The 23410-nt window shown below is 57.0% G+C and carries 26 protein-coding genes; 15 read left to right on the forward strand and 11 right to left on the reverse strand.

Features of this window, described 5'->3' with window-relative positions:
- Positions 1-39: 39 nt before the first annotated feature.
- On the forward strand, positions 40-777 hold the full coding sequence (locus ISN74_RS05250; protein WP_188798051.1) for an rRNA pseudouridine synthase: 738 nt from the start codon (positions 40-42) through the stop codon (positions 775-777).
- A 32-nt stretch (positions 778-809) separates the two neighbouring features.
- Here ISN74_RS05250 and ISN74_RS05255 read toward each other — a convergent pair whose 3' ends face one another.
- The 4 genes from ISN74_RS05255 to ISN74_RS05270 form a co-directional block, all read right to left on the reverse strand.
- Positions 810-1664, reverse strand: coding sequence for a PA4780 family RIO1-like protein kinase (locus tag ISN74_RS05255; RefSeq protein WP_188798052.1), 855 nt, complete (start codon positions 1662-1664; stop codon positions 810-812).
- 355 nt (positions 1665-2019) lie between these two features.
- Positions 2020-2379 (reverse strand): YciI family protein, encoded by a 360-nt coding sequence (locus tag ISN74_RS05260; RefSeq protein WP_188798053.1) that lies wholly within the window; start codon positions 2377-2379, stop codon positions 2020-2022.
- A 117-nt stretch (positions 2380-2496) separates the two neighbouring features.
- On the reverse strand, positions 2497-2877 hold the full coding sequence (locus ISN74_RS05265) for a DoxX family protein (RefSeq protein ID WP_188798054.1): 381 nt from the start codon (positions 2875-2877) through the stop codon (positions 2497-2499).
- Positions 2878-3030: 153 nt separating this feature from the next.
- The gene (locus tag ISN74_RS05270) at positions 3031-3933 is read right to left on the reverse strand and encodes a hypothetical protein (protein ID WP_188798055.1); all 903 of its coding nucleotides are present in this window, start codon (positions 3931-3933) and stop codon (positions 3031-3033) included.
- A 436-nt stretch (positions 3934-4369) separates the two neighbouring features.
- On the opposite strand from ISN74_RS05270, the gene ISN74_RS05275 reads away from it, so the two are divergent.
- Entirely contained in the window at positions 4370-4951 is a 582-nt protein-coding gene (locus tag ISN74_RS05275) for a hypothetical protein (RefSeq protein WP_188798056.1), read from the forward strand.
- A 149-nt stretch (positions 4952-5100) separates the two neighbouring features.
- On the opposite strand, the gene ISN74_RS05280 is transcribed toward ISN74_RS05275, so the two are convergent.
- Positions 5101-5859 (reverse strand): SDR family oxidoreductase, encoded by a 759-nt coding sequence (locus ISN74_RS05280; RefSeq protein ID WP_188798058.1) that lies wholly within the window; start codon positions 5857-5859, stop codon positions 5101-5103.
- Between the two features lie 21 nt (positions 5860-5880).
- Positions 5881-6282 carry a nuclear transport factor 2 family protein gene (locus ISN74_RS05285; protein WP_188798059.1) on the reverse strand — a complete coding sequence of 134 codons (402 nt, stop codon included), beginning with the start codon at positions 6280-6282 and terminating at the stop codon, positions 5881-5883.
- A 212-nt stretch (positions 6283-6494) separates the two neighbouring features.
- Between ISN74_RS05285 and ISN74_RS05290 the strand changes: the two genes are divergently transcribed.
- Together ISN74_RS05290 and ISN74_RS05295 are read left to right on the forward strand one after the other, a co-directional pair.
- Positions 6495-7088 carry a TetR/AcrR family transcriptional regulator gene (locus tag ISN74_RS05290; protein WP_188798061.1) on the forward strand — a complete coding sequence of 198 codons (594 nt, stop codon included), beginning with the start codon at positions 6495-6497 and terminating at the stop codon, positions 7086-7088.
- A 699-nt stretch (positions 7089-7787) separates the two neighbouring features.
- On the forward strand, positions 7788-9152 hold the full coding sequence (locus ISN74_RS05295) for a carbohydrate porin (RefSeq protein WP_188798063.1): 1365 nt from the start codon (positions 7788-7790) through the stop codon (positions 9150-9152).
- Between the two features lie 45 nt (positions 9153-9197).
- Here ISN74_RS05295 and ISN74_RS05300 read toward each other — a convergent pair whose 3' ends face one another.
- The gene (locus ISN74_RS05300) at positions 9198-9704 is read right to left on the reverse strand and encodes a nuclear transport factor 2 family protein (protein WP_188798065.1); all 507 of its coding nucleotides are present in this window, start codon (positions 9702-9704) and stop codon (positions 9198-9200) included.
- Between the two features lie 55 nt (positions 9705-9759).
- Here ISN74_RS05300 and ISN74_RS05305 point away from each other — a divergent pair, with 55 nt between their 5' ends.
- From ISN74_RS05305 to ISN74_RS05315, 3 genes are all read left to right on the forward strand, one after another.
- Positions 9760-10242 carry an Lrp/AsnC family transcriptional regulator gene (locus ISN74_RS05305; protein WP_188798067.1) on the forward strand — a complete coding sequence of 161 codons (483 nt, stop codon included), beginning with the start codon at positions 9760-9762 and terminating at the stop codon, positions 10240-10242.
- A gap of 258 nt (positions 10243-10500) precedes the next feature.
- Positions 10501-11064 carry a hypothetical protein gene (locus tag ISN74_RS05310; protein WP_188798069.1) on the forward strand — a complete coding sequence of 188 codons (564 nt, stop codon included), beginning with the start codon at positions 10501-10503 and terminating at the stop codon, positions 11062-11064.
- A 180-nt stretch (positions 11065-11244) separates the two neighbouring features.
- Complete coding sequence (locus tag ISN74_RS05315; RefSeq protein WP_188798071.1) at positions 11245-11808, forward strand: phosphonate degradation HD-domain oxygenase; 564 nt, start codon at positions 11245-11247, stop codon at positions 11806-11808.
- 65 nt (positions 11809-11873) lie between these two features.
- Here the strand turns inward: ISN74_RS05315 and ISN74_RS05320 are convergent, their stop codons facing one another.
- On the reverse strand, positions 11874-12098 hold the full coding sequence (locus ISN74_RS05320) for a DUF3820 family protein (RefSeq protein ID WP_188798073.1): 225 nt from the start codon (positions 12096-12098) through the stop codon (positions 11874-11876).
- Between the two features lie 129 nt (positions 12099-12227).
- Between ISN74_RS05320 and thpR the strand changes: the two genes are divergently transcribed.
- Together thpR and ISN74_RS05330 are read left to right on the forward strand one after the other, a co-directional pair.
- The gene (gene thpR, locus ISN74_RS05325; RefSeq protein ID WP_188798074.1) at positions 12228-12806 is read left to right on the forward strand and encodes an RNA 2',3'-cyclic phosphodiesterase; all 579 of its coding nucleotides are present in this window, start codon (positions 12228-12230) and stop codon (positions 12804-12806) included.
- Positions 12807-12932: 126 nt separating this feature from the next.
- Complete coding sequence (locus ISN74_RS05330) at positions 12933-13859, forward strand: M14 family metallopeptidase (protein ID WP_188798076.1); 927 nt, start codon at positions 12933-12935, stop codon at positions 13857-13859.
- Between the two features lie 20 nt (positions 13860-13879).
- Here the strand turns inward: ISN74_RS05330 and ISN74_RS05335 are convergent, their stop codons facing one another.
- The 3 genes from ISN74_RS05335 to ISN74_RS05345 all read right to left on the reverse strand — a co-directional run bounded on the left by ISN74_RS05335 (position 13880) and on the right by ISN74_RS05345 (position 15712).
- On the reverse strand, positions 13880-14974 hold the full coding sequence (locus ISN74_RS05335) for an ATP-grasp domain-containing protein (RefSeq protein ID WP_188798078.1): 1095 nt from the start codon (positions 14972-14974) through the stop codon (positions 13880-13882).
- Between the two features lie 69 nt (positions 14975-15043).
- Positions 15044-15211, reverse strand: coding sequence for a hypothetical protein (locus tag ISN74_RS05340; RefSeq protein ID WP_188798079.1), 168 nt, complete (start codon positions 15209-15211; stop codon positions 15044-15046).
- 345 nt (positions 15212-15556) lie between these two features.
- The gene (locus ISN74_RS05345) at positions 15557-15712 is read right to left on the reverse strand and encodes a hypothetical protein (protein WP_188798081.1); all 156 of its coding nucleotides are present in this window, start codon (positions 15710-15712) and stop codon (positions 15557-15559) included.
- 155 nt (positions 15713-15867) lie between these two features.
- Between ISN74_RS05345 and ISN74_RS05350 the strand changes: the two genes are divergently transcribed.
- From ISN74_RS05350 to ISN74_RS05375, 6 genes are all read left to right on the forward strand, one after another.
- Positions 15868-16920 carry a hypothetical protein gene (locus ISN74_RS05350; RefSeq protein WP_203546704.1) on the forward strand — a complete coding sequence of 351 codons (1053 nt, stop codon included), beginning with the start codon at positions 15868-15870 and terminating at the stop codon, positions 16918-16920.
- A gap of 76 nt (positions 16921-16996) precedes the next feature.
- A complete protein-coding gene (locus tag ISN74_RS05355) occupies positions 16997-17518 on the forward strand; it encodes a DUF1190 domain-containing protein (RefSeq protein WP_188798086.1) in 522 nt (173 codons plus the stop codon).
- A 9-nt stretch (positions 17519-17527) separates the two neighbouring features.
- Entirely contained in the window at positions 17528-18688 is a 1161-nt protein-coding gene (locus ISN74_RS05360; protein WP_188798088.1) for a glutathionylspermidine synthase family protein, read from the forward strand.
- Positions 18689-19177: 489 nt separating this feature from the next.
- A complete protein-coding gene (locus tag ISN74_RS05365; protein WP_188798090.1) occupies positions 19178-20236 on the forward strand; it encodes a hypothetical protein in 1059 nt (352 codons plus the stop codon).
- 371 nt (positions 20237-20607) lie between these two features.
- Positions 20608-21630, forward strand: a complete 1023-nt coding sequence (locus ISN74_RS05370; RefSeq protein WP_188798091.1) for a hypothetical protein — start codon at positions 20608-20610, stop codon at positions 21628-21630.
- A 415-nt stretch (positions 21631-22045) separates the two neighbouring features.
- Positions 22046-23308, forward strand: coding sequence for a GGDEF domain-containing protein (locus ISN74_RS05375; RefSeq protein ID WP_188798092.1), 1263 nt, complete (start codon positions 22046-22048; stop codon positions 23306-23308).
- Positions 23309-23410: the final 102 nt, after the last annotated feature.

Genomic DNA, 23410 nt, shown 5'->3' on the forward strand with positions numbered 1-23410 from the left:
CGTCGCTACACTGCGCGTCACGCTTTCCTGGCCATTCCCATGTCCGCTCCGGTTCGACTTGCACATCGTGTCTCAGAGCTGTTTGGCCTCTCACGCGCCGAGGCCGAGCAATTTATCCAAAACGGCTGGGTGTCGGTGGACGGGCAGGTGATTGAGATGCCGCAACACAAGGTAACCGTCGAGCGTGTCGAACTCGACCCTGAGGCTCGCCTGGATGCGGTGGAGCCGGCCACGATCTTGTTGCACAAGCCAGCCGGCTTCGACGCGAGCAACGTTTACAAGCCCGCCAGCACCCTGGTGACACCGGAGACACGCTGGGCGGATGACCCCAGTAGTGAACGTCTGCTGCGACGTCATTTCCATCGTTTGACACCGCTGGTGCCGTTGGACACCGAGGCCAGCGGCCTGATGGTACTGACTCAGGACGGCCGGGTGTGGCGCCGCCTGACCGAGGATGCTGGCCTTATCGAGCACGAATACATCGTCGAAATCAGCGGCCAGATCGCCCCCGACGGTTTGCGCCGGCTCAACCACGGCCTGAGTTTCAACGGTCATGCGCTGCCACCGTGCAAAGTCAGTTGGCAGAACGAGACCCGGCTGCGCTTCGCGATCAAGGGCGTGCAGAACGGGCAGTTGCGCGATATGTGCGCGCGGGTCGGGCTGGGTGTCGTGTCGATCCGCCGATTGCGCATCGGCAAGGTCGCGTTGGGCAAAGGCCCGAATGGCGCGATGCCGCCGGGGATGTGGCGCTATCTTCCGGTGGGCGAGAAATTCTGAAACTGAGAAGCGTCGGCTGCTTCTATCAGACTCTAGTCTTCTGCTGCCGCTTCGCGGCCCTGCTGTCGGATCAGCATTTCTTCACGCGCATCGTTGATGGACTGGCGAATGCTGTCCAGATCGACCTCGGTTTCGTCCGGCGTGAACTCACCGGTCAGTTCCGTATCGGGTCGCAAATCGCCGGCTTGGAATAGCGCCCACATCTCCTCGCCGTACCACGTGTCCAGCAGCTCGGGTGCCCAACGTCCAAGATATGCGGTGAGGTTGTTGACGTCACGCAGCAGCATCGTGCGTGCCGCATTGTTGCCCGCGGCACTGACGACTTGCGGGAAATCGATCACCACCGGCCCATCCGGCCCGACCAGTACGTTGTACGGGGACAGATCGCCGTGAATCAGCCCGCAGCACAGCATCAACACCACCTGCCGCACCAGCACACGATGGTATTCACGCGCCTGCTCCGAACTGAGTTCAATCTCACCGAGACGTGGCGCGGAGAAGCCTTCGGCGTCGGTGACCAGATCCATCACCAGTACGCCGTGGAAATAGCCGTACGGCTCAGGCACGCGCACGCCAGCGGCGCGCAATTGGTAGAGCGCATCGACCTCGGTGTTCTTCCAGGCCACTTCCTGCTGTTTGCGACCGTACTTGCTGGCCTTACCGATGGCACGCGCTTCACGGCTGCCTCGTACTTTGCGACCTTCCTGATATTGCACGCGCTGCTGGAAGCTGCGCTGCGTCATGTCCTTATAAACCTTTGCGCACCGTATTTCGTCGCCGCTACGGACGACGTACACAGCCGCTTCCTTGCCGCTCTTCAGCGGGCGCAGCACTTCATCAATGACGCCGTCATCGATCAGCGCCTGCAAGCCTTGGGGGGTCTTCACGGTATCTCTTGGGAGTCATTGGCGCCGCGAGGGCGGCCATTAACCGCGAATTATCTCATTTTCGGGCGGGGGAGGCCATCGAGAGCGGGGAGCCCGTGCTGCGGCCCTGTCCTCGGGCTTGTTTCAAGAGAAAAACGACTCTGATCCTGAGGTTTCCCACGCTTTTCGTGGCTCGAAGAAAAAGCGGTTTGCCACGAAAGGAGCTCAATCTTGCCGTGCGTCATTCCCGCGAAAGCGGGAATCCATTTTCGCTTTTTGAATCAGGGCCACATGGATTCCCGCTTTCGCGGGAATGACGGCACGGCAAATCAAAACCTTTCGTGACGATTCGCCCTTCTTGGCCTTAGCTCCAAAATCAGCCCGCGCTCTGCTCCAGGAAGGAGCGCACTTCAATCGGGAGCCCGGTTGCCTGAACCAGTTTCCGAGCCCATGCCAGGGCCGCGTCCCGATCGGGAACCTGGATGATCGAAAGGCCGCCGATATGTTCCTTCGTTTCCACAAACGGCCCATCCGTCGTGAGCACGTCGCGGTCACGCCGCTGTAACACGGTCGCGGTGCTCGGGGAATCCAGTCCACCGGAATAGACCCAAACCCCAGCGGCCTTCATGTCCTCACGGATGTCCCGCACGTCTTGCATGATCTTATCCAGCACCTCGCGGGGCGGTACGTCGCCATCTGTATTGGGCTGATACACGGCGAGCAGATACTTGTTCACGGTGATCTTCTCCCTATCGCGTGGACGATGATGGGGTCTACTCACATACCTCGACGAATGACTCGCATCAAAATCGACGGGTAAAACGAGGTCGCCGCACTAAAGGGGTTAAGCCGCTTAACTGTCTCCAATCCTTTTCCCGGGCTTCCACGCGAGCCACGCCAGCGTTGCGGCCAACAGGGTCATTATCAGCGGGAATGTTGGATCGAAGAGTGCCATGGTGAAGCACAGATAAGTGCCCAAGCCTACCGTGCACGTAATGATGAGCGCTCCCAGGGAGGTCCAGCGCGGTATCAAGATGAGCAGTGCACCTGCAATATCCAAGGCTCCGCTGAAATAGCGGAACCATTGTCCCCAGCCGATCGCGTCAAAGAATGGGATCGTCCCCATGGTTCCGGTGACCTTTTCGATCCCGATCCCCAGAAAGGTGACGCCCAACAGGATTCTGAGAATCCAGGTGATGATGCGGCGCGCTTTGCCAGCTGTCTGCGAAGTCATCGTCTTCTCCCTTCTTTCTTTGACGGAAGAGCCGAATGAAGCATCCTCGTTCCTTCGAGTCATTCGGAAGTAGAGGCCACGGTTGATCTAGCTCAAGTCCACCTTCTGAAGAACAAGGGCGGCCGTGGCCGCCCTTATACAAACTGATGTCTATCAAGCGGCGACTGTTTCAGCCGTTCCCGTCATGATGTCGTCGCCGCACACGTCTCGCCATAAGTGATACATCACCCCGAACATTGCCGTGAACGTCACGAGTATCAGGGCGATATAGAGCGGAATCGCCAGCACGAGCACCAGCCAGGGGCCGATGAGCTTGCCAATCAGGGCGAGCAGAAAGACAACTATCCCAAAGCAGAGAGCGACTGCGATCCAGATAAGAATGGAGCCCAGTGCAAGCATGAGCAGTGGCAGTAGATTCTTCAGCGCCCCGACGATGCCGTCGCCGATGGCACCGAATACGCTGCGATTGCTGAGTGTTACCTGGCCGAGGCCGATCGAGTAGAAACCCATCATGAAAATGCCGATCACCCCGCATAGTAATAGGGTGATCCCAAAACCGTCGGGCAATGAGGTCGGCGGCGGTTGATGGTTGGCTCGTGCGGTCAGCGCTTGCGCGTACCAGTGGGCAGTGTCGCCCCCCGTCATGGCGATAACGATGGCGAACATGGCGAAGTAAACCACCATCATCACAACGCCGTAGCCGATCAGGCGAAGCGCTTTGCCCTCTCGATAAGGTTTGACGACGTCACTTGCACGGACGGGCAGCTCTTGCTCTACCGCATCGATCACCCGTAGATAGCCTGCGTAGATCGGCAAGATGAGTAAACCGAGTAGCGCGGATACAGCCGAGATCCAAACGAAGGCCGTTGGCTGCGGCGGCGTACCCCCATGTAGCGCATAAAATTCCAATGCGAGTGTGATGAGCGTCGGAATCAGCACTGCCAGCATCACAAGAATGGCCCCGCTGAAGATTGGCTTCGGATAACGGAAGCCCACGCTAATACCCCGATTCAGCCAACCAAAGCCGGCCGACGGTCCCCTGGATCGTGTTGCCATGGTATTTCTTCCTTGATGATCGGCGCCCCCGCGCCGTGCCGGCCAAGCATAGCAAGCTCAGAGGGGCGTCGTGCTCTACCCAATAAAGGGGGGAAAGGCTATGGCAAGACATGGGGTACAGAAACGGCCACGTAGCGACGATTTCACATAGCCGCTTTGGCACCTGCTTTCCATCGCGCCGGGCTCAGCAAATTACTGCTCCGTATTCGGAGTCGATTGTCGTGCGCCGTGTCTGGTATCGGGTCTAAATGGGTCTGCACTACCCATGTGCTTGCCGCAATAATTTGCGTGCCTGATTTCGCGCTACCTTATCTCTGGCAAGCATGTTGTTTTAGAGGAAAAGACCTGGCTGCTTTTTGATGCGCAGAGAAAAAGTGGTTTGGTATCCTTTCCTCATTCGTAGCGATGGCACCTTCAAGGCTGGAGAGAGTTGGTCATGACCATGCGTACACGCGCCCTGTTGGCAACGGTGATGCTGTTGGCAGGATGTTCCACTGACCCATCCATCTCGGTCATACATCGCGTTGCCCGTGGAAGCACGGTTGCCGTGGTGGCGTTCCAGGATTGCACTATCGCGAATCAGACGGACTGTGACGGCTCGGGGGCGACTGCGGGCTCCATCTTTGTTCGCGTGCTTTCGCAAAAGCAGAACCTGCACGCCATTTCTTTGCCGAGACCTGTGGGACCCAAGGCGCCGTTCAGTGACGATGCGGCGGTCGCTTATGCCAAGGCAAAAGGCTACCGATATGTCCTCAATGGCGAAGTCCAGGATTATCACCGCACCGGACACTTGGCACTTCACTCGGATCGCGCGGGTGTCTCAGTACGTGTGCTGAATACCTCTAACGGGCAAGCGGTGGTGACTTATACCTATCAAGAGGATTCAAAGACGCACCTCTCGTCGCCCGACGACATGCTGGAAGATATGGCAAAGCAGTTGGCCACTTCCATTGTCGCTGAGTCAAAAAGACAGCACCAAGGTGATTTTCTGATTTACAAGGGAAATGGTGGAGGCTGAGGTTTCCCCACGCTTTTTTGCTCGAAGAAAGACTCTTTGCCGCAAGAACTCATTCTTGCCTTACCGTCATTCCCGCGAAACCGCGGCGGATTTCGCGGGAATGGCCGGCATGGGGTGCCTCAGGGGAGGAGGCTGAGTTGGCCGCCCGTTCAGGCACCGCCAAAGAGTGCAAGCGCTTGCTCATTAAAGCCGTTGACTAAACCATGTTCGTTCGGACCCGCATTGCCACGGAACTGTTCGGCGGCGTTGACGACGATCTCGTCTGCATCCGTGCCGAGAATTTTCATCGTTTCGGCAATAAATTGATCAAGCGGCATGGCTTGTTCCGCCTCTTGGCTGTTCATGAGTTCGGTGCGCACCCACGGTGGTGCGATCTCAAGGACACGAACGCTTGTGTTACGCAGCATGAAGCGTTGCGACAGTACGTACGAATGAATCGCCGCCTTGGTCGCGGAATAGATGCCAGTCACGGCCATCGGAACGAAGGCAAGCACGGAACTTGTGTACGCCACGACTGCATTGTTCTTGCTCTTTAAATGCTCGATCAGTGCGGACGTCATACGGATCGGCCCGATCAGATTCGTTGTGATGGTTGAGGTCAGCAGCGCGTCATCAATCTTTCCGGCAACGGTATCGGCTTGCATGATGCCGGCGTTGTTGATGAGCACATTGAGTTCGGGATGATCGGCGATCAGTTTGGTCGCCACGCGATCGATGCTGGCCGGATCGGCGATGTCGAGTTCGATCGCTTCCATGCCTGGATTGGCTGCGATAACAGCATTGAGGTGACTACGCCGCCGGCCGGCAATGATGACCTTGTTGCCCAGCTTGTGCAGCGCTTCGGCAAGTCCGCGACCAATACCCGAACCACCGCCGGTGATGAAGATAGTGTTGCCAGTGAGTTTCATGAGAGTTTTCCTTGGAGGGGATCAAGCAGGGAAGCGATTGCCGAACATCGGCAATCCGCTCTTGGATTCGGTTTGCGTTGCTTCGTCTTGCAACACGTCCCAGTGTTCAGCGAGCTTGCCGTCTGCGATGCGGACGACATCCGCGGCGATCCATGCTGCTGGACGACCTGTGCCGGAGAAACGTCCATGCACGATGACGTAGTCGCCTTCGGCCAGGATCAGGCCATGTTCGTAACGCAGCGTGCTGGGAGTACTGCGAACCAGATTGAACAGACCTTCGCGGCCCGGTTCGATATGCGCGCTGTGTTGGATGTAGGTGTTGGACCAAAACCGCTCAGCGGCGTCGTAATCACGTTTGTTGAACAACGTGTCGAACGCTTCCAGGACAAGGGCCTTGTTCTGTTCCGGTGACGTCTTTGACATGCTCGTTTCCTCTTCAATGACAAATGGCTCAAGCGCGGTTCGTCGATGAAGCCGGCCGCACTGGGCGTTTAGCTGCCTGACACGGGAATGGACTCACGATGGTGATCACCATCGACATGGGCTAGAATGGCGCCATCACGGCCGATTGTCAATGGTGATCGACATTGTATTTTGAGGTCGCGCCTCATCGGGCGCCGAAAAGGAGTAGGCATATGGGCGTTTCAAAGCAGCAAGCTATTGAAAATAAAAGGGCTATCATTGCCGCCGCGGAAAAGCTCTTCCGTGAGCGCGGGGTGGCCGCAGTGGGGCTGGCCGAGCTGACCAAGGCCGCGGGCTTCACCCAGGGCGGCTTCTACAACCACTTCAAATCGAAGGACGCTCTGGTCGCCGCCGTCATGGAGAAGGCAATGGAAGATGGCGCGGCCCTGCTCGTTGAGGGCATTCAGGCGTCGAAAGCGGAGGCACGCGACCCCGTGGAACGCCATATCGAGTGGTACCTGTCCCACGATCATCTGGCCAATATCGAGGCGGGTTGTCCGCTCACGGCGTTCGCCGGCGATGTTCGGCGACTGGGCAAGGAAGCGCGGCAATCCTATGCACACGGACTGACGTGGAATTTCGATCAGATGGCGAACCTGATCGCAGGCGATAGCCCGCAAGAGAAAAGAAAAAAAGCCATCGCGCTTTTCAGTCAGATGGTCGGTTCACTGGTGCTCTCACGCGCCGTCGTCGACGCTGATCCCGCTCTCGCTGATGAAATACTGAAAGATGCGCGCCAGCAGTTGCTGCAGGCGAGCCATGCTTGAACGGGAAATAGAGTCCAGCACTAGCTACCGAGGTGGCTCCGCGTTTTCAGCTTTTCGAGCGTAGTTTTTTCGGTACTTGTACCGACCATTTTGCCTAGCCGTCATTCCGGCGAAGGCCGGAATCTATGGTCAATACGAAGCATGGATTCCGGCCTTCGCCGGAATGACGGCTAGGTAATTTTGCAGATGAGGGCTACTTTGCCGATTTCGCTAAGATCATCGAGCAAAAAACATGGGGATACCTCAGCGCCAGCTATCGTTATTTAAACGGCGCAGCTTCTTTTGCGAAATCGCTAATCAGGTAAATGGTAAAACGGATTTTCAGCTATTTGTGTTGCTTACTGATACGGCTTGCCGCAATGAATTCGTTGGCAGGTCTGGTCAAGCATCCGGAAAAAATCGGAGTGTAGCGTCCGTTTCGGATCGAGCGCGCTACGTCGCCTTTCAAGAAGACGAAGTCAGTGGGCAAGCAGAATTAAACACCCTAGCCCATGCCGATAGCTGATGCCAGACCCATTCGAATCATTGCAAGCCGCCTGCAGCCCTTATAGCGTGCATGACGATCGAACGAGGCGCGCTCAAACCCCTGGGCCGCGTCGAATCAGGTATCGATCGATCTCCTCCAACCACGTAGTCAATGAGGCTGGATCTGCAGCGTCGGTCCACTGCGTGAATGACCTTTCAATTAGCTGACACGTCATGTTCCCCCATGCTCTGCGTTATGCGGCGCCCGTGTTAAGTGGCTGTTTGTTAGTGGTTCTGTTGGCGATGTGCGGTGATGCGCGTGCTGACTATGAGCCCACGACAGATGCCGATACTCAATCGGATGCCACAACCGACAATTCCGACATTGCGCGCTGTCATCGTTATGACAGTTTGCAGCCGCGAGGTACAACCAGTCCTCTGGTCAGTACTTGCGAGACGGTGTCACCGGAGTGGGGCGGGCTGCGCGAGGATCTGGCCGATAGCGGTTGGCTGATCGAAGGTGGTGGATCGGTGGGATTTTCCTACGACCTGTTCCAGCATGATGAACATCCTCAACGTTATATCGGCCAAGATCCCAGCTACAGGACCAATCCGTTTGTAGCGATCACCTATGATTTGAGTCGAATCGGTTTCCCTGATGCGACGCAATTGGTGTTCAACGTGGATTTTCAGGCGTTCTCTTACGCCGGCGAGAACCCAACCGGGCTTTCCTTCAATAGCTTCTATATCAACCAGCATTTCAATGATGGGAGGGTGCAGCTGCAATACGGTTATGACGAGCTGTCAAACCAGTTTTATGGCTTCTCCCTTGGTACGAGCGCAACTGCATCGACAGCCGGTATCTCGAGCTCCATCCCGTTCGAGGTCGGTTTGATCAACAACAAAACCGCGCCAGAGGCCAACCTGCGCCTGGCGTTGCCCGATCACTTTTACGAGCGCTTCGGCGTTACCCGTAGCGTGGATCCCGAAGGGGTACAGGCGGATTGGGATAGCAATAATTTCTTGGGCCTTAAATGGCATATCCCCGGCGCCAAGGCGCTGTACATCAATGAGCTGGGTTACCAGACCGATGCCGCTCCCGGGCAGAGAATGGCATGGTTGCGACAGGGCGTCATTTATAACGAAAGCCACTATCCTGATTTTCAAAATGGCGGGTACGCGGGCAGCAATTACGCCTACTATCTGGTCGGTGATTACCAGTTGATCCAGACCGATCCGACGCGTTCTTTTCGTGGCCTGTACATCAATGCCAAGGCCGACTATTCGCCACCTGATCGCAACGTTTACGCCAGCGATATCGGCATCACGCCTTATGTCTTGGGTCCTTTTGGACGGCCAGACGACGTGCTGTCGCTCAGCTATACATTTAATCGGCTGAGCAAGTCTTTCCAATGCATGGAGCAGGCACGCGGTATCTCCGCAGTGGATTACAGCTCCACCTATGCGCTCGCTTATGTTTATCGCTGGAGGCGCGGCATCTATCTGACCCAGCAACTCAGCTACACCGTCAACCCGATTCCAGCACCGAAGCGGTCACCGGCTCTGACCTGGATGAGTTCGTTGTCGGTCTATTACTGAGCATGCGCGGTTCAAAAGCGCAAAAAGTGTCGTGACGCTGCACCATCACTGACCCGGCACAGGTGTCGCCTGATAAAACACATTCAGCCATTTGCCATCCCGTTTCATCCATAAGGACGAAACGTAGCTGTCGAGCTGGAAGGCTTTTCCATGATCGAGTCCCGCTGCCTTGACGTGGTAGGTGACGAGTGCGGCGGCCTCGGCGACGAAGTGAACGTCGAATCCGGAAAGCTTGCATTGATCGAAGCGCACGTTTGAGTCCATGGCGGACGCCTCGCTATCTGCTCGATCTACCACGCCGGTGGCGTCGACCGTAAAGAAGTCAGGAGCATGAAGGGCCCTGTAGGCAGCGGCATTTCGCTTGATGGCCAGATTCCAGCTTGCCCGTTCTTCGACAATCAAGCGTTGCCCAGTCGTGTCGTTCACTGCGTCGGGCGCAGAGGTGGGGCTGGCCGCGGTATCGCAAATCCCCGGCAGCTCAGCGTTGGCTATCCATGGCAGCAGCAAAGTGGCCAGGACGATGGGTAGAGAAATTATTCGTTTATTTGTCATGTAATTAGAATGATATTAGGATCAATAAACAGTCAATCGAATAGATTTCGGAATTATGGCCGCTGAGATCGATCTCGACCGAACAGATTTCGCCATCCTGCGCCTTTTGATGAAGGATGCATGGTTGTCCAACAAGCAGATCGCTGCAGCGGTTGGCCTTGCGCCATCAAGCTGCCATGAGCGGATCAAATCGCTTAGGGCGCGCGGTGTTCTGCTTGGCGCGCATGCCGAGGTGAATCTCCAGGCGATCGGGTTCGCCTTGGAGGCTGTGCTGTTCGTGCAGCTCGGCAAGCTGGAAATTGAGGTTGTCGATAACTTCGTAAGCGCGACTGCTGCTGTTCCGGAAGTTCGCGGCGTATTTCTTGTGTCTGGTCGTGCTGACCTGGTTGTCGATGTCGTTGTGCACGATATGGAGCATTTGAAAGCCATCATCTCGCAGCACTTCAATCGCCATGCTGTCGTGCAGCGCGTGGAAACATCCGTTGTGTTCAATCGCAAGCAGCAATACGGTATGCCGCTTGCGTCGAGCGATATGTAGGCAACATCAGGCTTTTTTGCGCGTCAAAACGGGGACACGTCGCTTCAATGTGATCGTGGCGCGTTTGACCACGATTTCATCACGGCCTAATGAGGGCTGGAGTAGATAGCTGCATGGTCTGTCGAGCGGTGGGTCGATCCTGAGTTTACGCTCGCAGTACGTTGGCACCTTGAGGCATCGTCATGGGTTTATTCGGCGATTGCTTGGCTTAGTGCCGATTTTTCTCTCTATCTATCGTCCTGAGCGTAGGAGGAGATCATGCACGCGTTGAAAATTTCGAGTTTGATGACGCGCCTGAGCGCGTCATCACTGGCATTAGTGGCATGCCTGCTTGGATCGGTTATCGCCGCCGCGCCGACTACAAGTTATGCGCAAGGCATCACGCTGGTTACATGTGTAGGAACTCACACCGCTAGCTGGACGCCGGGCCTTACGGATACCGCGACGGACGTCGAGGTTTCCACGAGTAGCCTGTGGTCTTGTCCGTTGGCCGGCACGTCTGCTTCGTCCTCACAGCAGTTCGAGCAAGAGCTGTCCTGCGATTCGCTATTGGATCCGACCAATGTAACGTGGGTCATCGCGTGGGCGAACGGCCAGAAAAGTACGGCGCAATTGAGTGGTGATGTGGAGAACATTGACGGTAATCTGGTTATTCCACTGACCGGAACGGTAACCAATGGCCTTTATGCTGGTGACACGGTTGCCATTACGGTGACCGATACAAATTTGGGTGCGACGCTGGACGATGTTTGCAGTTCACCGGGTGGTCTGACCAATGCAAGTGGCCCGACCATTTTGACGATTACCGGAGTGAGCCTCTAAATCACCACCACGGATAACGGCGCCAAAATATAGCGGTGTTCGCTGCCGTTATGGTCAGGCGCCGTTATTTTTTAGACAACTGCGTTTGGTTGTCTAGATCACTGCGCGCTTTCCGCAATCCTAGGCGTATTAACTATCTGCCTCCAGTTGGCTGGATGTGGGTTGCTACGGAGTTCGGTCATGGCGCACGCCAAACACGTTGATCAGTTATTGGACTTGTTGTCGAAACAAGGAGAGAGTGCGTATTTTGGCGAGCCTGTCTCCGTGCTTGAACACTGTCTGCAGTGTGCGCATTTTGCCGAGCAGTCTCATGCCAGCCCATCAACGATCGTGGCGGCGTTGCTGCACGATATTGGGCATGTACTGCACGGCTTGCCTGAGGACATTGCGCAGCATGGGTTAGATGGTGCTCACGAGGAAGTGGCTGCAACGTATCTGGCCAGATGGTTTGGCGAAGACGTCACCGAAACGGTGCGCTTGCACGTTGCCGCCAAGCGCTATCTGTGTGCAACCGATTCGGCCTATATCAGCCGGCTATCGCCTGCTTCCATCGAAAGCCTCCAGCTCCAGGGCGGTCCGATGAGCAACGAGGAAGTTGCCGCATTTGAGGCGTTGCCGAACGCTCGCGTGGCGGTCCAACTTCGCCGTTGGGACGACGAAGCCAAGATTCCGAAACTCGATGTGCCGGGATTGGCGCACTATCGTCCTATCCTTGTGCAGGCGTCCACGGCGGGAGAGCCGTAAGCCCAAGGCAAGTCCAGAAATGGAACGGGATTCGGTTCACCGGCAGACTGACAAGTGCAGATGCGCTATCGACCCTGTTGACGCTTTCGCAGCGGATCGAGCAAAGACTTCAGTCCGTTGTGATCAAGCTCAAGCATCAAGGCCAACAAGTTGCCCAGTTCGCCGGGTGGGAAGCCTTTGCGCGCAAACCAGGTCAGGTATGCGCCGGGCAGGTCGGCGATCAGGCGTCCCTGGTATTTACCGTACGGCATGGTGACGGTTACCAGCCGCTGCAGATCTTCTGGTTTCATGTTGCTTGGTTCGGGGCGATAATGGGACGGAGTGAATAAAGGTAGCTCAGATCTGCGTATGGCAGCGAGCTGCTTGCTAGCCGTTAATGTGCCTCCGCTTTTGTTACGCCAGTACCAAGGAACACCCGCATGCTTCCCCAGGGATCCCTGCCAGGCTTTGATCTTGCCATTCCCGCCGATCGCCTGTTCCTGGCCATTTTCCCTGACCCTGCCTATGCGACCCGTTTCGAAGCGTTTGCGGCCAAGCATCTCGCAGCCCGTCGCATGGACGGCAAGCCGGTGGAAGCGAGTCGGCTCCATCTCACGCTGTTCCATCTCGGCGATTACACCGAACTCCCTCCTGGCCTGGTAGCCCAAGCTGCCGATGCACTCTCTCATCTCAGCGCTGAGCCTGTCACGATCCGCTTTGACCAGATCGGCAGCTTCAACAACCGCAGCACCCACGGTGATTTCGTCCTTTCCGCCAGCGATGGCAACGAAGCCCTGTGTGCGCTCCACCAGCAACTTGCAACGCACCTGAATGCTGCCGCCTTGAATCCCTATACCAAGGGCTCATTTACGCCGCACATGACGCTGGCCTACAACAAGCCAACGGTGCCGTTCCAGCACATTGAACCCGTGGTATGGCCGGCGCATGAAGTCGTGCTGATTCATAGCTTGCTTGGCAAAACCCGGCATATCCGGTTGGCCGACAAGCCGCTGTGCTGAAGGTAGATCGACTTCTGCGCCTTCTTTAGTGCGGGGGTTTTTACATCTTGCGTGCAGAGTTAACCTAAACAGACGCGTCGTTGAATTTTCAGTGACGACAGGAATCCAGACGTGGAAGGTAACAATATGACTGCTTTGTTGGCTCCTTATCCGATTGGTACCTCTGGCCAGCCTTGGGGCGAATCGGAGAAAGCCGCGTGGCTGGCGCGCCAATCCTGGCAGCGAAGCTACGAAACGGATGTGCTTGACGCGATCGAGCGTTTGCGTTCCCGCTTCGACGTGTCGGAATACGGGCGCCTGAATTACGTCCCGGCCAGCTACCCGTTGCTGGCAATCCGATCTCGCGACTGGCGTGACGATTTGCCGACCATGCTGGTGACCGGCGGCGTGCACGGCTATGAAACCAGTGGTGTACACGGCGCTCTGCGCTTCGCTGAGCAACACGCTGCCGATTACAGCGGACAGGCCAATATCCTGATCGCGCCGTGTGTGAGTCCGTGGGCTTATGAGCGGATTCAACGCTGGAATCCGCATGCCATCGATCCGAACCGCTCGTTCCGTGCGGACAGTCCCGCCGGGGAGTCCGCGGCGTTATTGGCTCTGATTGCACCTCTGCATGGCCGCATTCTGATGCATATCGACCTGCACGAGACGACGGATACCGATGAGACCGAATTCCGGCTCGCATTGGCGGCCCGCGATGGCGTCGCTTTCGAGCCGGGGGAAATTCCGGATGGTTTCTATCTGGTCGATGACACCGAGAATCCGCAGCCAGCGTTCCAGCATGCAGTATTGGCCGCGGTAGCGAAGGTGACGCACATCGAGCCTGCTGATGCGAAGGACGAAATCATTGGTTCGCCGGTGGTGGCGCCAGGTGTGATCCGTTATCCGCTGGTGAAGCTCGGCCTCTGCGCTGGTATTTCTGGTGCGCGTTACACAACCACGACCGAAGTTTATCCGGACAGTCCGCGCGCTACGCCGGAGCAGTGTGTTGCTGCGCAAGTGGCGGCAGTGCGTGCGGCAGTGGATTACGCATTAGCGAATGCGGTGTGACGCGATGATCGTGATCGCGCCTATTCCAGCGTAAAAAGCTGTTTTTCCGGCTTGATCGTGGTCACCCTTTGCTTCAATTTGGCATACGCTTCGGAAGCGCGAAATTGCGACATGGTCACGTTTTTCAGGGCCTTGATGTCAGCGTTGGGCTGGCCGCTTGCCAGTAGCGCCGTCATGGTCTGCAACACGGGGTAGGCGGGACACATGTCCTCGACAAACAGGAATTGGCCTGCCTGGTTTACTTCCAGAAAGTAATAGTTTCCGTCGTGATCCACGGCCAAGTCGATGCAGCCTAAGACAAGGCCAAGCTCGCGCATCAGCGCGCGCAACTTGTCCTCGACGTGCGCAGGCAGCGTTATGGCCTCGGCCTTGAGTTCGGGGGCGTTGCTGTATGGGCGCCAATCGACAAAGCCGCCGCTCGCGGTTTTGCGTAGGCTCAGCGCAAACAGGTGCTGTCCCATGATGGTGACGCGGATATCACAGGACTTTTCGATATAGCGTTGATAGATGCCGGGACAAACGGCGATGGATTCAGCCGGCAAGTCGCTGCGTTCATCAAGCAGGGTTACGCCGACAGCGTGCTTCTTGCCGGTCTCCTGATCTTCCCACTGATGAATCAGAAAACTCTTGAAGATGATGCGTCCCCATTTTTTTCGCAGGGCGTCGACTTGGTTGGCATCGGTGGTGACGACGGTTTCGGGGAAGGGCAAGCCGAGCCGACGGGCGACGCTGAGCTGCACCAGCTTATGCTCCGCGCGGATCGCCTCCGGGACACGATTGATCCATAACGCGTCGCCATAGGCATCAGCCAGGCTAAACAGGTTGCGCTGGAACATGCGCCATTCCAGGGCTGCAAAGGCGCTGTCTTCTTCAGCGCAGGTAGGTTGCGGATCGTGCAGTCGTCGATTCCAGACGGCGCTGATACGACGCCCGGACAACGTGGTGTCCTGCAACTGTTCGTTTTCGGCGTTGATGTGAAAACTGTAGTGAAATCCCGGCTTGGCTTGCAGTGAAGGTGCCAGGACGGTTGCGACACCCTGCTGTTCCAGCGCCCAGGCTACGGCGCAGGCATGTGGATCCGTATCCGGCGCAAATATCAGCACGCTGTGTTGCATGGCATCCCCTTCAGATCCAAAAGACGCGCCCCGCGAAAGCGGGGCGCGCTGTCCAACACATTCAGATGCTCAGGCAAGCATGCCGAATTCGGGTTCCGGATGGAAAGTGGTGACGACCGACAGGAACAGCTCTTCGTTGTTCTGTTCGTCTACGGTCTTGGTGACTTCCATGGCATTGATACGGGCAAAAGCACGGGGTGCCTGGTTCGCGTTGGACTTTGAAGCATAGCTATTCATAGCGCAGACTCCTTGGTGGTCAAACGAGATGCCTCCCGTCGAAGGGGAGGTTTGTCGAGTCTACGTTTGTCTTGATCACGCAGCTAGTAGCGTCAAAGGGGAAATGTGCAAATGCAGTGGCAATTTGGTGATGTCGTTGCGGTGGTTAGTAATGTGAAGGATATGTGTAGATTACGGTCTGATTATTTTTGAAACGATTTCTAACGAAGTGATTCTGCTTTTCGTAAGTAATGTTGTCGCAGGACGAGCGCGGCTAGATGGTGTGCTAACTATTTCGCCGCAAGACTGGTTCGATCATGCGCCAGCCTTGCGGTAACGATTGCGTGGATGAGTAGGCCATGCGGCTTACGCCTTCTGGCTGGCGGCATGTGCTGCAACGGCGTGGCTGGCGATCAGGCTGGGGGCCGGGGAGTGTGCGCTCACCATGGCACCGAAGGTCATGGCACACACCAGCAGGCAGGAGGCGAAAAGGGCTTTCAGAAGCAGGGTCTCGAATTTCATGGCTGTTCTCCGCAAGTGAGGAATGAAGCTTTCGAGATATAGATGGCAAACCCCGTGCCAAAGGTTTAAATGCCAGCAAACCCGCATGGTTGAGCCATTTTTCCGGGCGTGTGCGGCGATAGCTGCTTGTCCGCGGACAGATCTGCTGTCCGGACATGTCCGTGCGTGGACAGTCGTTTGCCTGTCCCCGGCATCTGCCTCAACGCCAAGCTGATAAAGTGCAATCCGACCGGCGCTCTGCCGAGGGAGAGCGTGGTCGGACTTTTTTTCGGATTGCTGCAGTTATCCCAGGATGTGGGATCGACCCCTATGCCTCAAAGGTGGTGTCGATGGACTTGCAATCACGTGAAGCCGAGCATGCCGTGTCCCAGGACGGCGAGCGTTCTGGGCAGTCTGTCGAGGTGTCGCTGTTTCACACACCTTACCTTGGCGTGATCAATGTCTTTTTCTTTTCCGCCTGGGTGGCGGTCTGTTCGGTGGCGCCGGAGTTTATCTGGCAGGGTCTGCTTTCCATCGTTCGGCACTTTGACAGCATTACCGCAGCGTCGGCGTTGCTGGTGGGTTCGATCGTGGCTTTTTTTGTGGAGCCTCTGACCGAAAGGCTGCGTGCGATGCGCTTGCACGTCACGCACCGGCACCGCACACCGGCTCATGCCACCTTGGCCGCATTCGGTTTCGCCGTACTGGCGGTTTGCATGCATGAGGCCATCACCAGTTTTGTGGCGACGGCTTCCGCTGATCATCGAGCCGAAGACAGTCTTTTCTATGCACTTTCAGAGGTGTTTCAGTGGGCCTGGATTCCGTTTGTAACAACGGTGGCGTGGCTCTATGCAGGGCGCTCGCGCTGGATAAGCTGGCCAGCGCTGTTGCTGGCTGCGCTATCGGTATTGGCCATTGGTTTTGTGTGGCAATGGGCGATCCAGGATACCTTTACCACCATCATTCCCTGCGCATCGATTCTCGTTGCAGGCTACGTGGCGATGCATCGTTCTTCTATCCAGCCCGGCCTGTCTCGCTGCACGCGCCTGACCGCCTGGATCGCCATGATCTGGCTTGCAGTGGCGGGCCTTCTGCAGTTGGGACTCTCCTTGTTTGCGCACCGGAGTGGATACATCTATTCCTGGATGGAGTACGCCATCGACTTTCGTTTCTATGTGGGGTGGGTCATTGGGCTGATGGTTGCGCCGCGGCCCGTACCCCACCATTAGATCGGCCTGGCAGCGGCCGGATTGCGCCGTTTCCGGGCACTGATTATGCTCGTCGTCATACCTTTCAGGGGACGGTATGAAACGTTCAAAGACGGCATCGCTGGTCGTCATGGGGCTCAGTCCGCTTTTCATCAGCGCCTGCGATGACACCCAAAAGAGCCAACAGGAATTTGTTTCGGTCGAGGCATGTGTGCAGGCCGGTGTTCCGGACATAAGCTGCGAGGATGCGCATGATCGTGCCTCATCGGACGCCATGAGGTTTGCGACGCATTACAGCAGCGAAGCACTGTGTGACAACGATTACGATCAGAGCACGTGCGTGGAGACCGAGGACGACAACGGTAATCGTTACTGGTTTCCCGCCATGAGTGCGTTCCTCATTGCACGTGTTATGCACGGTAGCCAAGTCTCGTATTTCCCGGCCGGACCGGTTTATCGCAAACGTGATCACCACGATTACTCGCCCCGTTATGGTTCAGTCTATGCGGGTGGTGGTTCTGGCGGTTGGCACTCCGTGCCGGCGGATGAAGTGGCGGGCGAAGGCGATACGGCCAGCCGCGGCGGTTTCGGTGGCGGCGATGAGGGTGGTCACAGCTGAGAGATTTGAGTGAAACGCATTGCCATTGCACCGCGCCCGGATTGGCAGGCCACTGCCGAGCACTATGGTTTTCTGTTTCATACCATCGATGGCTCGCCCTATTGGGATGAGTCGGCCTACTACGCATTTACCCTTGAGCAGATCGAGCGGGATATCGAAGCGCCGACGCATGAATTGCACATGCTCGCGATGTCCATGGTGGACGAGATCATCGGCAGCGAAGCATTGCTGGCCAAGCTGACCATTCCCGAGCGCTACTGGGATTGGATTGCCGATTCCTGGAAGCAGCGCCAGCCGCATCTGTATGGGCGTATGGATCTGGTCTATGACGGTATCGGCCCAGCCAAGCTTTACGAGCTCAATTACGACACGCCGACCTCCATTTACGAAGCCGCTTTCTTCCAATGGATATGGCTGGAGCAACAACAGCAACGTGGCGTATTACCCAAGCGTGCCGATCAGTTCAATCAGCTGCAGGAGTTGTTGATTCTTGCTTTCGCAACAATAGCCAGGACATTGCCGCGCCCGTTCTACTTTGCTGCCGTGCGAAACAATGCCGAAGACCAAGGCACCATTGCTTACTTGCGTGATTGCGCGTTGCAAGCGGGCTTGCATGCAGAGGTCATGGCGCTGGAAGACATCGGTCTATCCAGCAAGGGCAGGTTTACCGATTTGCAGAACAGGGTGATCGGTTCGCTGTTCAAGCTGTATCCGCTGGAAAGCCTGTTTACCGATACCTATGGGCCTTACCTGCCGGGTTCGCGCATGCAGTTGCTGGAACCACCATGGAAGGCCGTGTTGAGCAACAAGGGGATTCTTCCCCTGCTGTGGGAGCGTCACGCCGGGCATCCTCATTTGTTGCCGGCGTTCTTTGAAGAAAGTGGCGATGTGCCTTTGCCGCGCGGCTGGGTTCGCAAGCCGTTGTTGTCGCGCGAGGGTGCCAATGTGCGCATGGTGTTGCCCGATGGCGAGCGTATCGAATCGCCAGGGCGATACACGCAATGTCCCACCATTCGACAGGCCTTTCATCCGCTGCCGCATTTTGCGGGAGGCTATCCGCTGATTGGAAGTTGGGTGGTGGGCGATACACCTGCGGGCATCGGAATAAGGGAAGACGCCACGCTCATTACACGCGATACCTCGCGTTTTGTGCCGCACATCATCGAGTAAATCACGCTGCGCCGCAGAGCGGTTTGACCGCGTGCACGCGCGTGTGTGCGCAAACTTTTGCGACGCGATTGACGTCACGACTTCTACACACACTGATCAGCATGCTCATCTGGTGGAGCGGGGTGATTCGAATTCATACCATGAAATTCGGATCGCACACGATGCGTCGTGAGGTGCCATGCGTGGTAGTGGCGAACGTGTGAGGGAGATTGATGTTGAGTTCTGCTGAAAGAGTTCGCGCTACAGGGTGGCGCGACAGCGGGGTCTTTTTGTCAAAAAAGCCACGCTTTCTGCAGGCAACCGCATGGAGAGAAGGTATGGCTGGTTCTGTCTGTTGCCGATGATCTGCATCCAAGCAACGAACCGGATGGGCCGTGAGGGGGTGGGGAGACTGTCCGCACGGAAGCAAATTGTTGTTGGACGTAGCGAGGTTTCCGGATGGTCCGGAGCCTTTAACCGATAGCCATTTGCACAATGGGGAGATGTTCAATGCAATCGAAGTTGAAGTTTGTATTCGTGGCTGGCCTTGTGAGCGCCGCGTTTGTTCCCGCCGCCTTTGCGGCGCCGTCCACGAACGTTTTTGGTTCGGCTTCCAGTCAACAAGTGGGTCCGATCGAAGCGGTTGCGCGTCAAGCCTGGCGCCAGGACATCGCGAACGTTGCCGTGCCTTCGGAAGGTTGCTTCGCGGCTTCCTTTCCCAGCATCGTCTGGCATCAGGTCGCGTGCGGCACCGCTCCGGCTCGTGCGACGCCCATGCGGCACTATTACATTTTCGGCGAACCGATGACCGCGGGCAATGGTAACGACTACACCATTCAGACCGGTCAGCTGATCACGAAGGCTGTCGGTAGCTTCCCGACTTTTTCCGGCGTGACCTCTGAGCAGAGCGTAGGTGTGGCCGCGTACGGTGATGGTGGCATCCTCGGCTCGAATGAGTATTCGCTGCAGATGAATACCCAGTTCACGTCGACCACGGCGGCTTGCAAGAGCAAGTCCGGCTGCACCGTGTGGCAGCAGGCCGTGTATGGCACCGATTACGATGTAACCGGTGAAGGCTCGCTCTTCTGGCAGAACTGGCTGATCGGCTACGGCAGCAGCCGTTGCCCGAGCGGATTCTCCAGCGATGGCGAAGGTGACTGCTACGGAAACAGCAGCCTTACCCAGCTTGCGGATATTTCGCCCGAGGATCTGGCCGATGTCACGCTGACGAGTGCGTATACATCGGGTGGCAACGACGTGGTCACGCTGACCTATAACGGCACGGCCTATAGTGCCAGCCAGAAGGACAGCACCCTGGACATCGCGTCCGTGGCCAATACTGAAGAGTTCAACGTTGTCGGCGATGCTGGCGGTTCGGAAGCTGAGTTCAATAGCAGCGGTGTCTCCGCTACGGTGAAGATTGCAGCGACGACCGGTTCCGACTCCACGGTCTCCTGTGTGGCTGACTCCGGCACCACCGGCGAAAGCGTCAATCTGAACCTGGGCACTTGTACCACTTCGGGCAGCGGCACGACCTCGCCGTCGATCAGCTTCCCCGAGTCGAACTGATCGCGTCGTACGTAATCGTTTTCTCGTGATATGAACGCCGAGGGATTTTCCCTCGGCGCTTTTTTGTGATGGTCGCACCGGATTGATTGCTTTTGATCGATACAAGGAGCCGGGGAGGCAACTTCCCGGCTCCTTTTTTTGTTTGCATCGTATGTTTTTGCTGGGTAGGGAAGCGTCGTGGCTGCGCGTCTTACACAGAACGGCATGGCTATCTCGTCACACGAGCAGTGATGTGATGAGTGTGTGAAGAAGCTTTGCTGCAGGGGGAGGGGAGACTGCTTGCATGGAGGCATCGCTGTTCGAAGTGCCGAGACTTCTGGATGGTCCAGAGTCTTTAACCGATAGCCATTGCATAATTGGGGAGATTATCGATGCAAGCCAAGTTGAAGTTTGTATTCGCAGCCGGTCTGGTGGGCGCTGCGTTTGTTCCCGCGGTCTTCGCAGCCGATCAGCAAGTAGGGCCGATCGAGCAAGTAGCACGCGAAGCCTGGCGTCAAGACATCGCGCAGATCGCCACGCCGTCAGAAGGTTGCTTCCATGCCAGCTATCCGAGCATCGTGTGGCAGCAAGTGGCATGCAGAGCGTTGACGCAAGCGGCGCATCCGCTGCCGCATTACTACCTTTTCGCCGCACAGGAAACGGCCGGTAACGGCAACGATTACACCATTCAGACCGGCTCTCACCTGATCACCTCGGCTGTCGGCACCTTCCCGTCGGTAACCGGTGTGACCTCCGAGCAAAGCATCGGTGTGGCGGCTTACGGCGATGGCGGTATCCTGGGCGCCAACGAATATTCAGTTCAGCTTAATACGCAATTCACGTCGACCACCGCAGCGTGCAAGAGCCACTCCGGTTGCACCGTGTGGCAGCAGTGGGTGTATGCGACGGATTACGAGGAACAAGGTAAGGGTGCCATCTTCATGCAGGATTGGCTGATCGGCTACGGCAGCAGCCGGTGCCCGAGCGGCTTTGGCAGCGACGGCGAAGGTGATTGCTACGAGAACAGCAGTGCCGCACTGCCGCCGGATATCTCGCCCACCGCACTGGCCAGCTTGAAGCTGACGGCTACGGCGGCCAAGAGTGGTAACGACACGGCCGTCGTTACGTATGACGGTGAGGCTTACAGCACCAGCCAAAAGGACAGCACGTTGGATATCGCATCGGTGTGGAACACCGGTGAGTTCAACATCGTCGGCAATGCTGGCGGTTCGGAAGCGGAGTTCAACAATGGCGCCTCCATCACGGTGAACCTCGCAGTGAGCGATGGTTCCACCAGCGCTCCTTCCTGCGTGGCCGATTCCGGCACCACGGGCGAGAGCAACAACCTGAACCTGGGCACCTGTACTGCTTCCAGTGGTTCGACCCCGTCGATCAAGTTCACTGAATCGAACTGAGTTCGGCAAGCGTCGTTATTGAGATCGATTGAAATGAAGCCGAGGGGAGCCATCCCCTCGGCTTTTTTGTTGGGTCATGCGCGCAGCTGAATACACTTCGCTCGCGGGGCATGCCAGCTAAAGAAATATCCGGCGCTGCCGATCTACTGGCAGATCCTGAACATATGATGGTGTTGCAATCCAGGAGCATGGCCCGTTGGTGTTTCACGCCAATAACGTGATCTGCTTCCGGGCTTTCTATAAGCATGCTTAATGATAACAACGGTCGCTTGGCAGCTCGGAAAGGGCGCATGGCTCGCCAGCGTGATGTTTGGACAAGGCTGCCCATGGCCGGATAAGGACGTCACACAAACCTTTACATTAACGAGCAGCGGTCCATCTTTTATCGGGATCGCAGCAAGCGTGGTCCGAGTAAATGTCCTGGAAAGAGCTCCCAGATCTGTTGGCCGTTGGAGTCCTGATCTACGCGTTTATTTCGGTGTCGCGCCCGGCAGGCAGCACGATGACCCGGCTATGGTTGGCGGGATGGATTTGCGTGGAGTTGCATTTCGCGGCTTATTCTTTCGCTGACGCGCCGGATCTGCTCGGCACAGTCACCGGTATTGTGGGTACGGCCGCGTTGGTGTGGTGTGCGCAGCTTTTCTTTTGGTCGATGGATCCGTTGCCGGAAGCATGGGGCAGCCGATGGCTGTTCTGGGCCGTCTGCGCTGTTTACACGCTTTATCTTGCGCTGGCGTCATTGCCGGCCATACCTCCGTTTGTGATGGCCGCAACCGCGAGCCTGTTTGCCATCGTGCCGCTGGCCATTGTTACGGCGACGCCGCGTGCACAGCGTCCGGTCAGCCGCTGGATCGCGGTGGTTACGCATGTGGCGCTTGCCGCGGCGCTGCTGCATTGGCAGTTCTCCGCGCACGGGCCTGATCTGATGATGGTCATGCCGCTGTTTGCAGCTTATTTCACCTGCTGCCTGCAGTTCGGCTTCTCCAATCAGCGTAAGACCGGCGGCTTCGTGGTCACCATGCTGGGACTGCTCGCCTGGTCGCTGGTCTTCCCGGTGGGCATGGCGTTCGATGTATTTCTGCCCGACGTGAAAGTGGGTGCAGAAGTCTGGAACTTGCCCAAGTATCTGGTGGCGGTGGGCATGATTCTGTTGTTGCTGGAAGGTCAGCTGAAACGGAATCAACATCTGGCCTATCACGATGCCTTGACCGGCCTGCCGAATCGCCGCTTGTTCGAAGATCGCATCAGTGGTGCCATGGAGCGTGCACGGCAACGTAATGGCTGCACGGCCATATTGGCCATCGACCTGGATGGATTCAAGGAAGTGAACGACACGCTTGGTCATCACGCTGGGGATGAGGTGTTGAAGCAGGTTGCCCGGATGTTTGCGACCAGGCTTCGCCGCATCGACACGCTGGCGCGTACTGGAGGCGATGAGTTCTCGGTGGTGCTGGAAGGACCGATTACACGTGGCGAAGCTGCTGAGGTGGCCTCCACCTTGAAGAAGCTGCTGGAAACGCCGTTGACCGTGTCAGGACGCACCATGCAAATCGGCGCGAGCATCGGCTTGGCCATGTTTCCGGACGATGCACCTACGCCAGATCGATTATCGATCCTGGCGGATGAGCGGATGTACCGGGCGAAGCGGAACGGTGGTTGCCAGGTGCAGGCCGGCTGATCGCTACATCAGGACAGCAAGAAGCCTTCAGATGCTGATTTGCCGGCGGGAGCTATGCCAGGCGCGACGCCTGGCGGCTGAATCTGCATAATGGACTGCATA

The sequence above is a fragment of the Dyella caseinilytica genome, from assembly GCF_016865235.1.
In the GTDB taxonomy this organism is placed as follows: Bacteria; Pseudomonadota; Gammaproteobacteria; order Xanthomonadales; family Rhodanobacteraceae; genus Dyella_B; species Dyella_B caseinilytica.

Excerpts from the sequence above, each read along its gene's own strand:
- ISN74_RS05250 (WP_188798051.1), top strand. The coding sequence starts at position 40 with ATGTCCGCTCCGGTTCGACTTGCACATCGTGTCTCAGAGCTGTTTGGC.
- ISN74_RS05265 (WP_188798054.1), bottom strand. The coding sequence starts at position 2,877 with ATGACTTCGCAGACAGCTGGCAAAGCGCGCCGCATCATCACCTGGATT.
- ISN74_RS05270 (WP_188798055.1), bottom strand. The coding sequence starts at position 3,933 with ATGGCAACACGATCCAGGGGACCGTCGGCCGGCTTTGGTTGGCTGAAT.
- ISN74_RS05275 (WP_188798056.1), top strand. The coding sequence starts at position 4,370 with ATGACCATGCGTACACGCGCCCTGTTGGCAACGGTGATGCTGTTGGCA.
- ISN74_RS05280 (WP_188798058.1), bottom strand. The coding sequence starts at position 5,859 with ATGAAACTCACTGGCAACACTATCTTCATCACCGGCGGTGGTTCGGGT.
- ISN74_RS05285 (WP_188798059.1), bottom strand. The coding sequence starts at position 6,282 with ATGTCAAAGACGTCACCGGAACAGAACAAGGCCCTTGTCCTGGAAGCG.
- ISN74_RS05290 (WP_188798061.1), top strand. The coding sequence starts at position 6,495 with ATGGGCGTTTCAAAGCAGCAAGCTATTGAAAATAAAAGGGCTATCATT.
- ISN74_RS05295 (WP_188798063.1), top strand. The coding sequence starts at position 7,788 with ATGTTCCCCCATGCTCTGCGTTATGCGGCGCCCGTGTTAAGTGGCTGT.
- ISN74_RS05300 (WP_188798065.1), bottom strand. The coding sequence starts at position 9,704 with ATGACAAATAAACGAATAATTTCTCTACCCATCGTCCTGGCCACTTTG.
- ISN74_RS05305 (WP_188798067.1), top strand. The coding sequence starts at position 9,760 with ATGGCCGCTGAGATCGATCTCGACCGAACAGATTTCGCCATCCTGCGC.
- ISN74_RS05310 (WP_188798069.1), top strand. The coding sequence starts at position 10,501 with ATGCACGCGTTGAAAATTTCGAGTTTGATGACGCGCCTGAGCGCGTCA.
- ISN74_RS05315 (WP_188798071.1), top strand. The coding sequence starts at position 11,245 with ATGGCGCACGCCAAACACGTTGATCAGTTATTGGACTTGTTGTCGAAA.
- ISN74_RS05320 (WP_188798073.1), bottom strand. The coding sequence starts at position 12,098 with ATGAAACCAGAAGATCTGCAGCGGCTGGTAACCGTCACCATGCCGTAC.
- thpR (WP_188798074.1), top strand. The coding sequence starts at position 12,228 with ATGCTTCCCCAGGGATCCCTGCCAGGCTTTGATCTTGCCATTCCCGCC.
- ISN74_RS05330 (WP_188798076.1), top strand. The coding sequence starts at position 12,933 with ATGACTGCTTTGTTGGCTCCTTATCCGATTGGTACCTCTGGCCAGCCT.
- ISN74_RS05335 (WP_188798078.1), bottom strand. The coding sequence starts at position 14,974 with ATGCAACACAGCGTGCTGATATTTGCGCCGGATACGGATCCACATGCC.
- ISN74_RS05340 (WP_188798079.1), bottom strand. The coding sequence starts at position 15,211 with ATGAATAGCTATGCTTCAAAGTCCAACGCGAACCAGGCACCCCGTGCT.
- ISN74_RS05345 (WP_188798081.1), bottom strand. The coding sequence starts at position 15,712 with ATGAAATTCGAGACCCTGCTTCTGAAAGCCCTTTTCGCCTCCTGCCTG.
- ISN74_RS05350 (WP_203546704.1), top strand. The coding sequence starts at position 15,868 with ATGTCCGTGCGTGGACAGTCGTTTGCCTGTCCCCGGCATCTGCCTCAA.
- ISN74_RS05355 (WP_188798086.1), top strand. The coding sequence starts at position 16,997 with ATGAAACGTTCAAAGACGGCATCGCTGGTCGTCATGGGGCTCAGTCCG.
- ISN74_RS05365 (WP_188798090.1), top strand. The coding sequence starts at position 19,178 with ATGCAATCGAAGTTGAAGTTTGTATTCGTGGCTGGCCTTGTGAGCGCC.
- ISN74_RS05370 (WP_188798091.1), top strand. The coding sequence starts at position 20,608 with ATGCAAGCCAAGTTGAAGTTTGTATTCGCAGCCGGTCTGGTGGGCGCT.
- ISN74_RS05375 (WP_188798092.1), top strand. The coding sequence starts at position 22,046 with ATGTCCTGGAAAGAGCTCCCAGATCTGTTGGCCGTTGGAGTCCTGATC.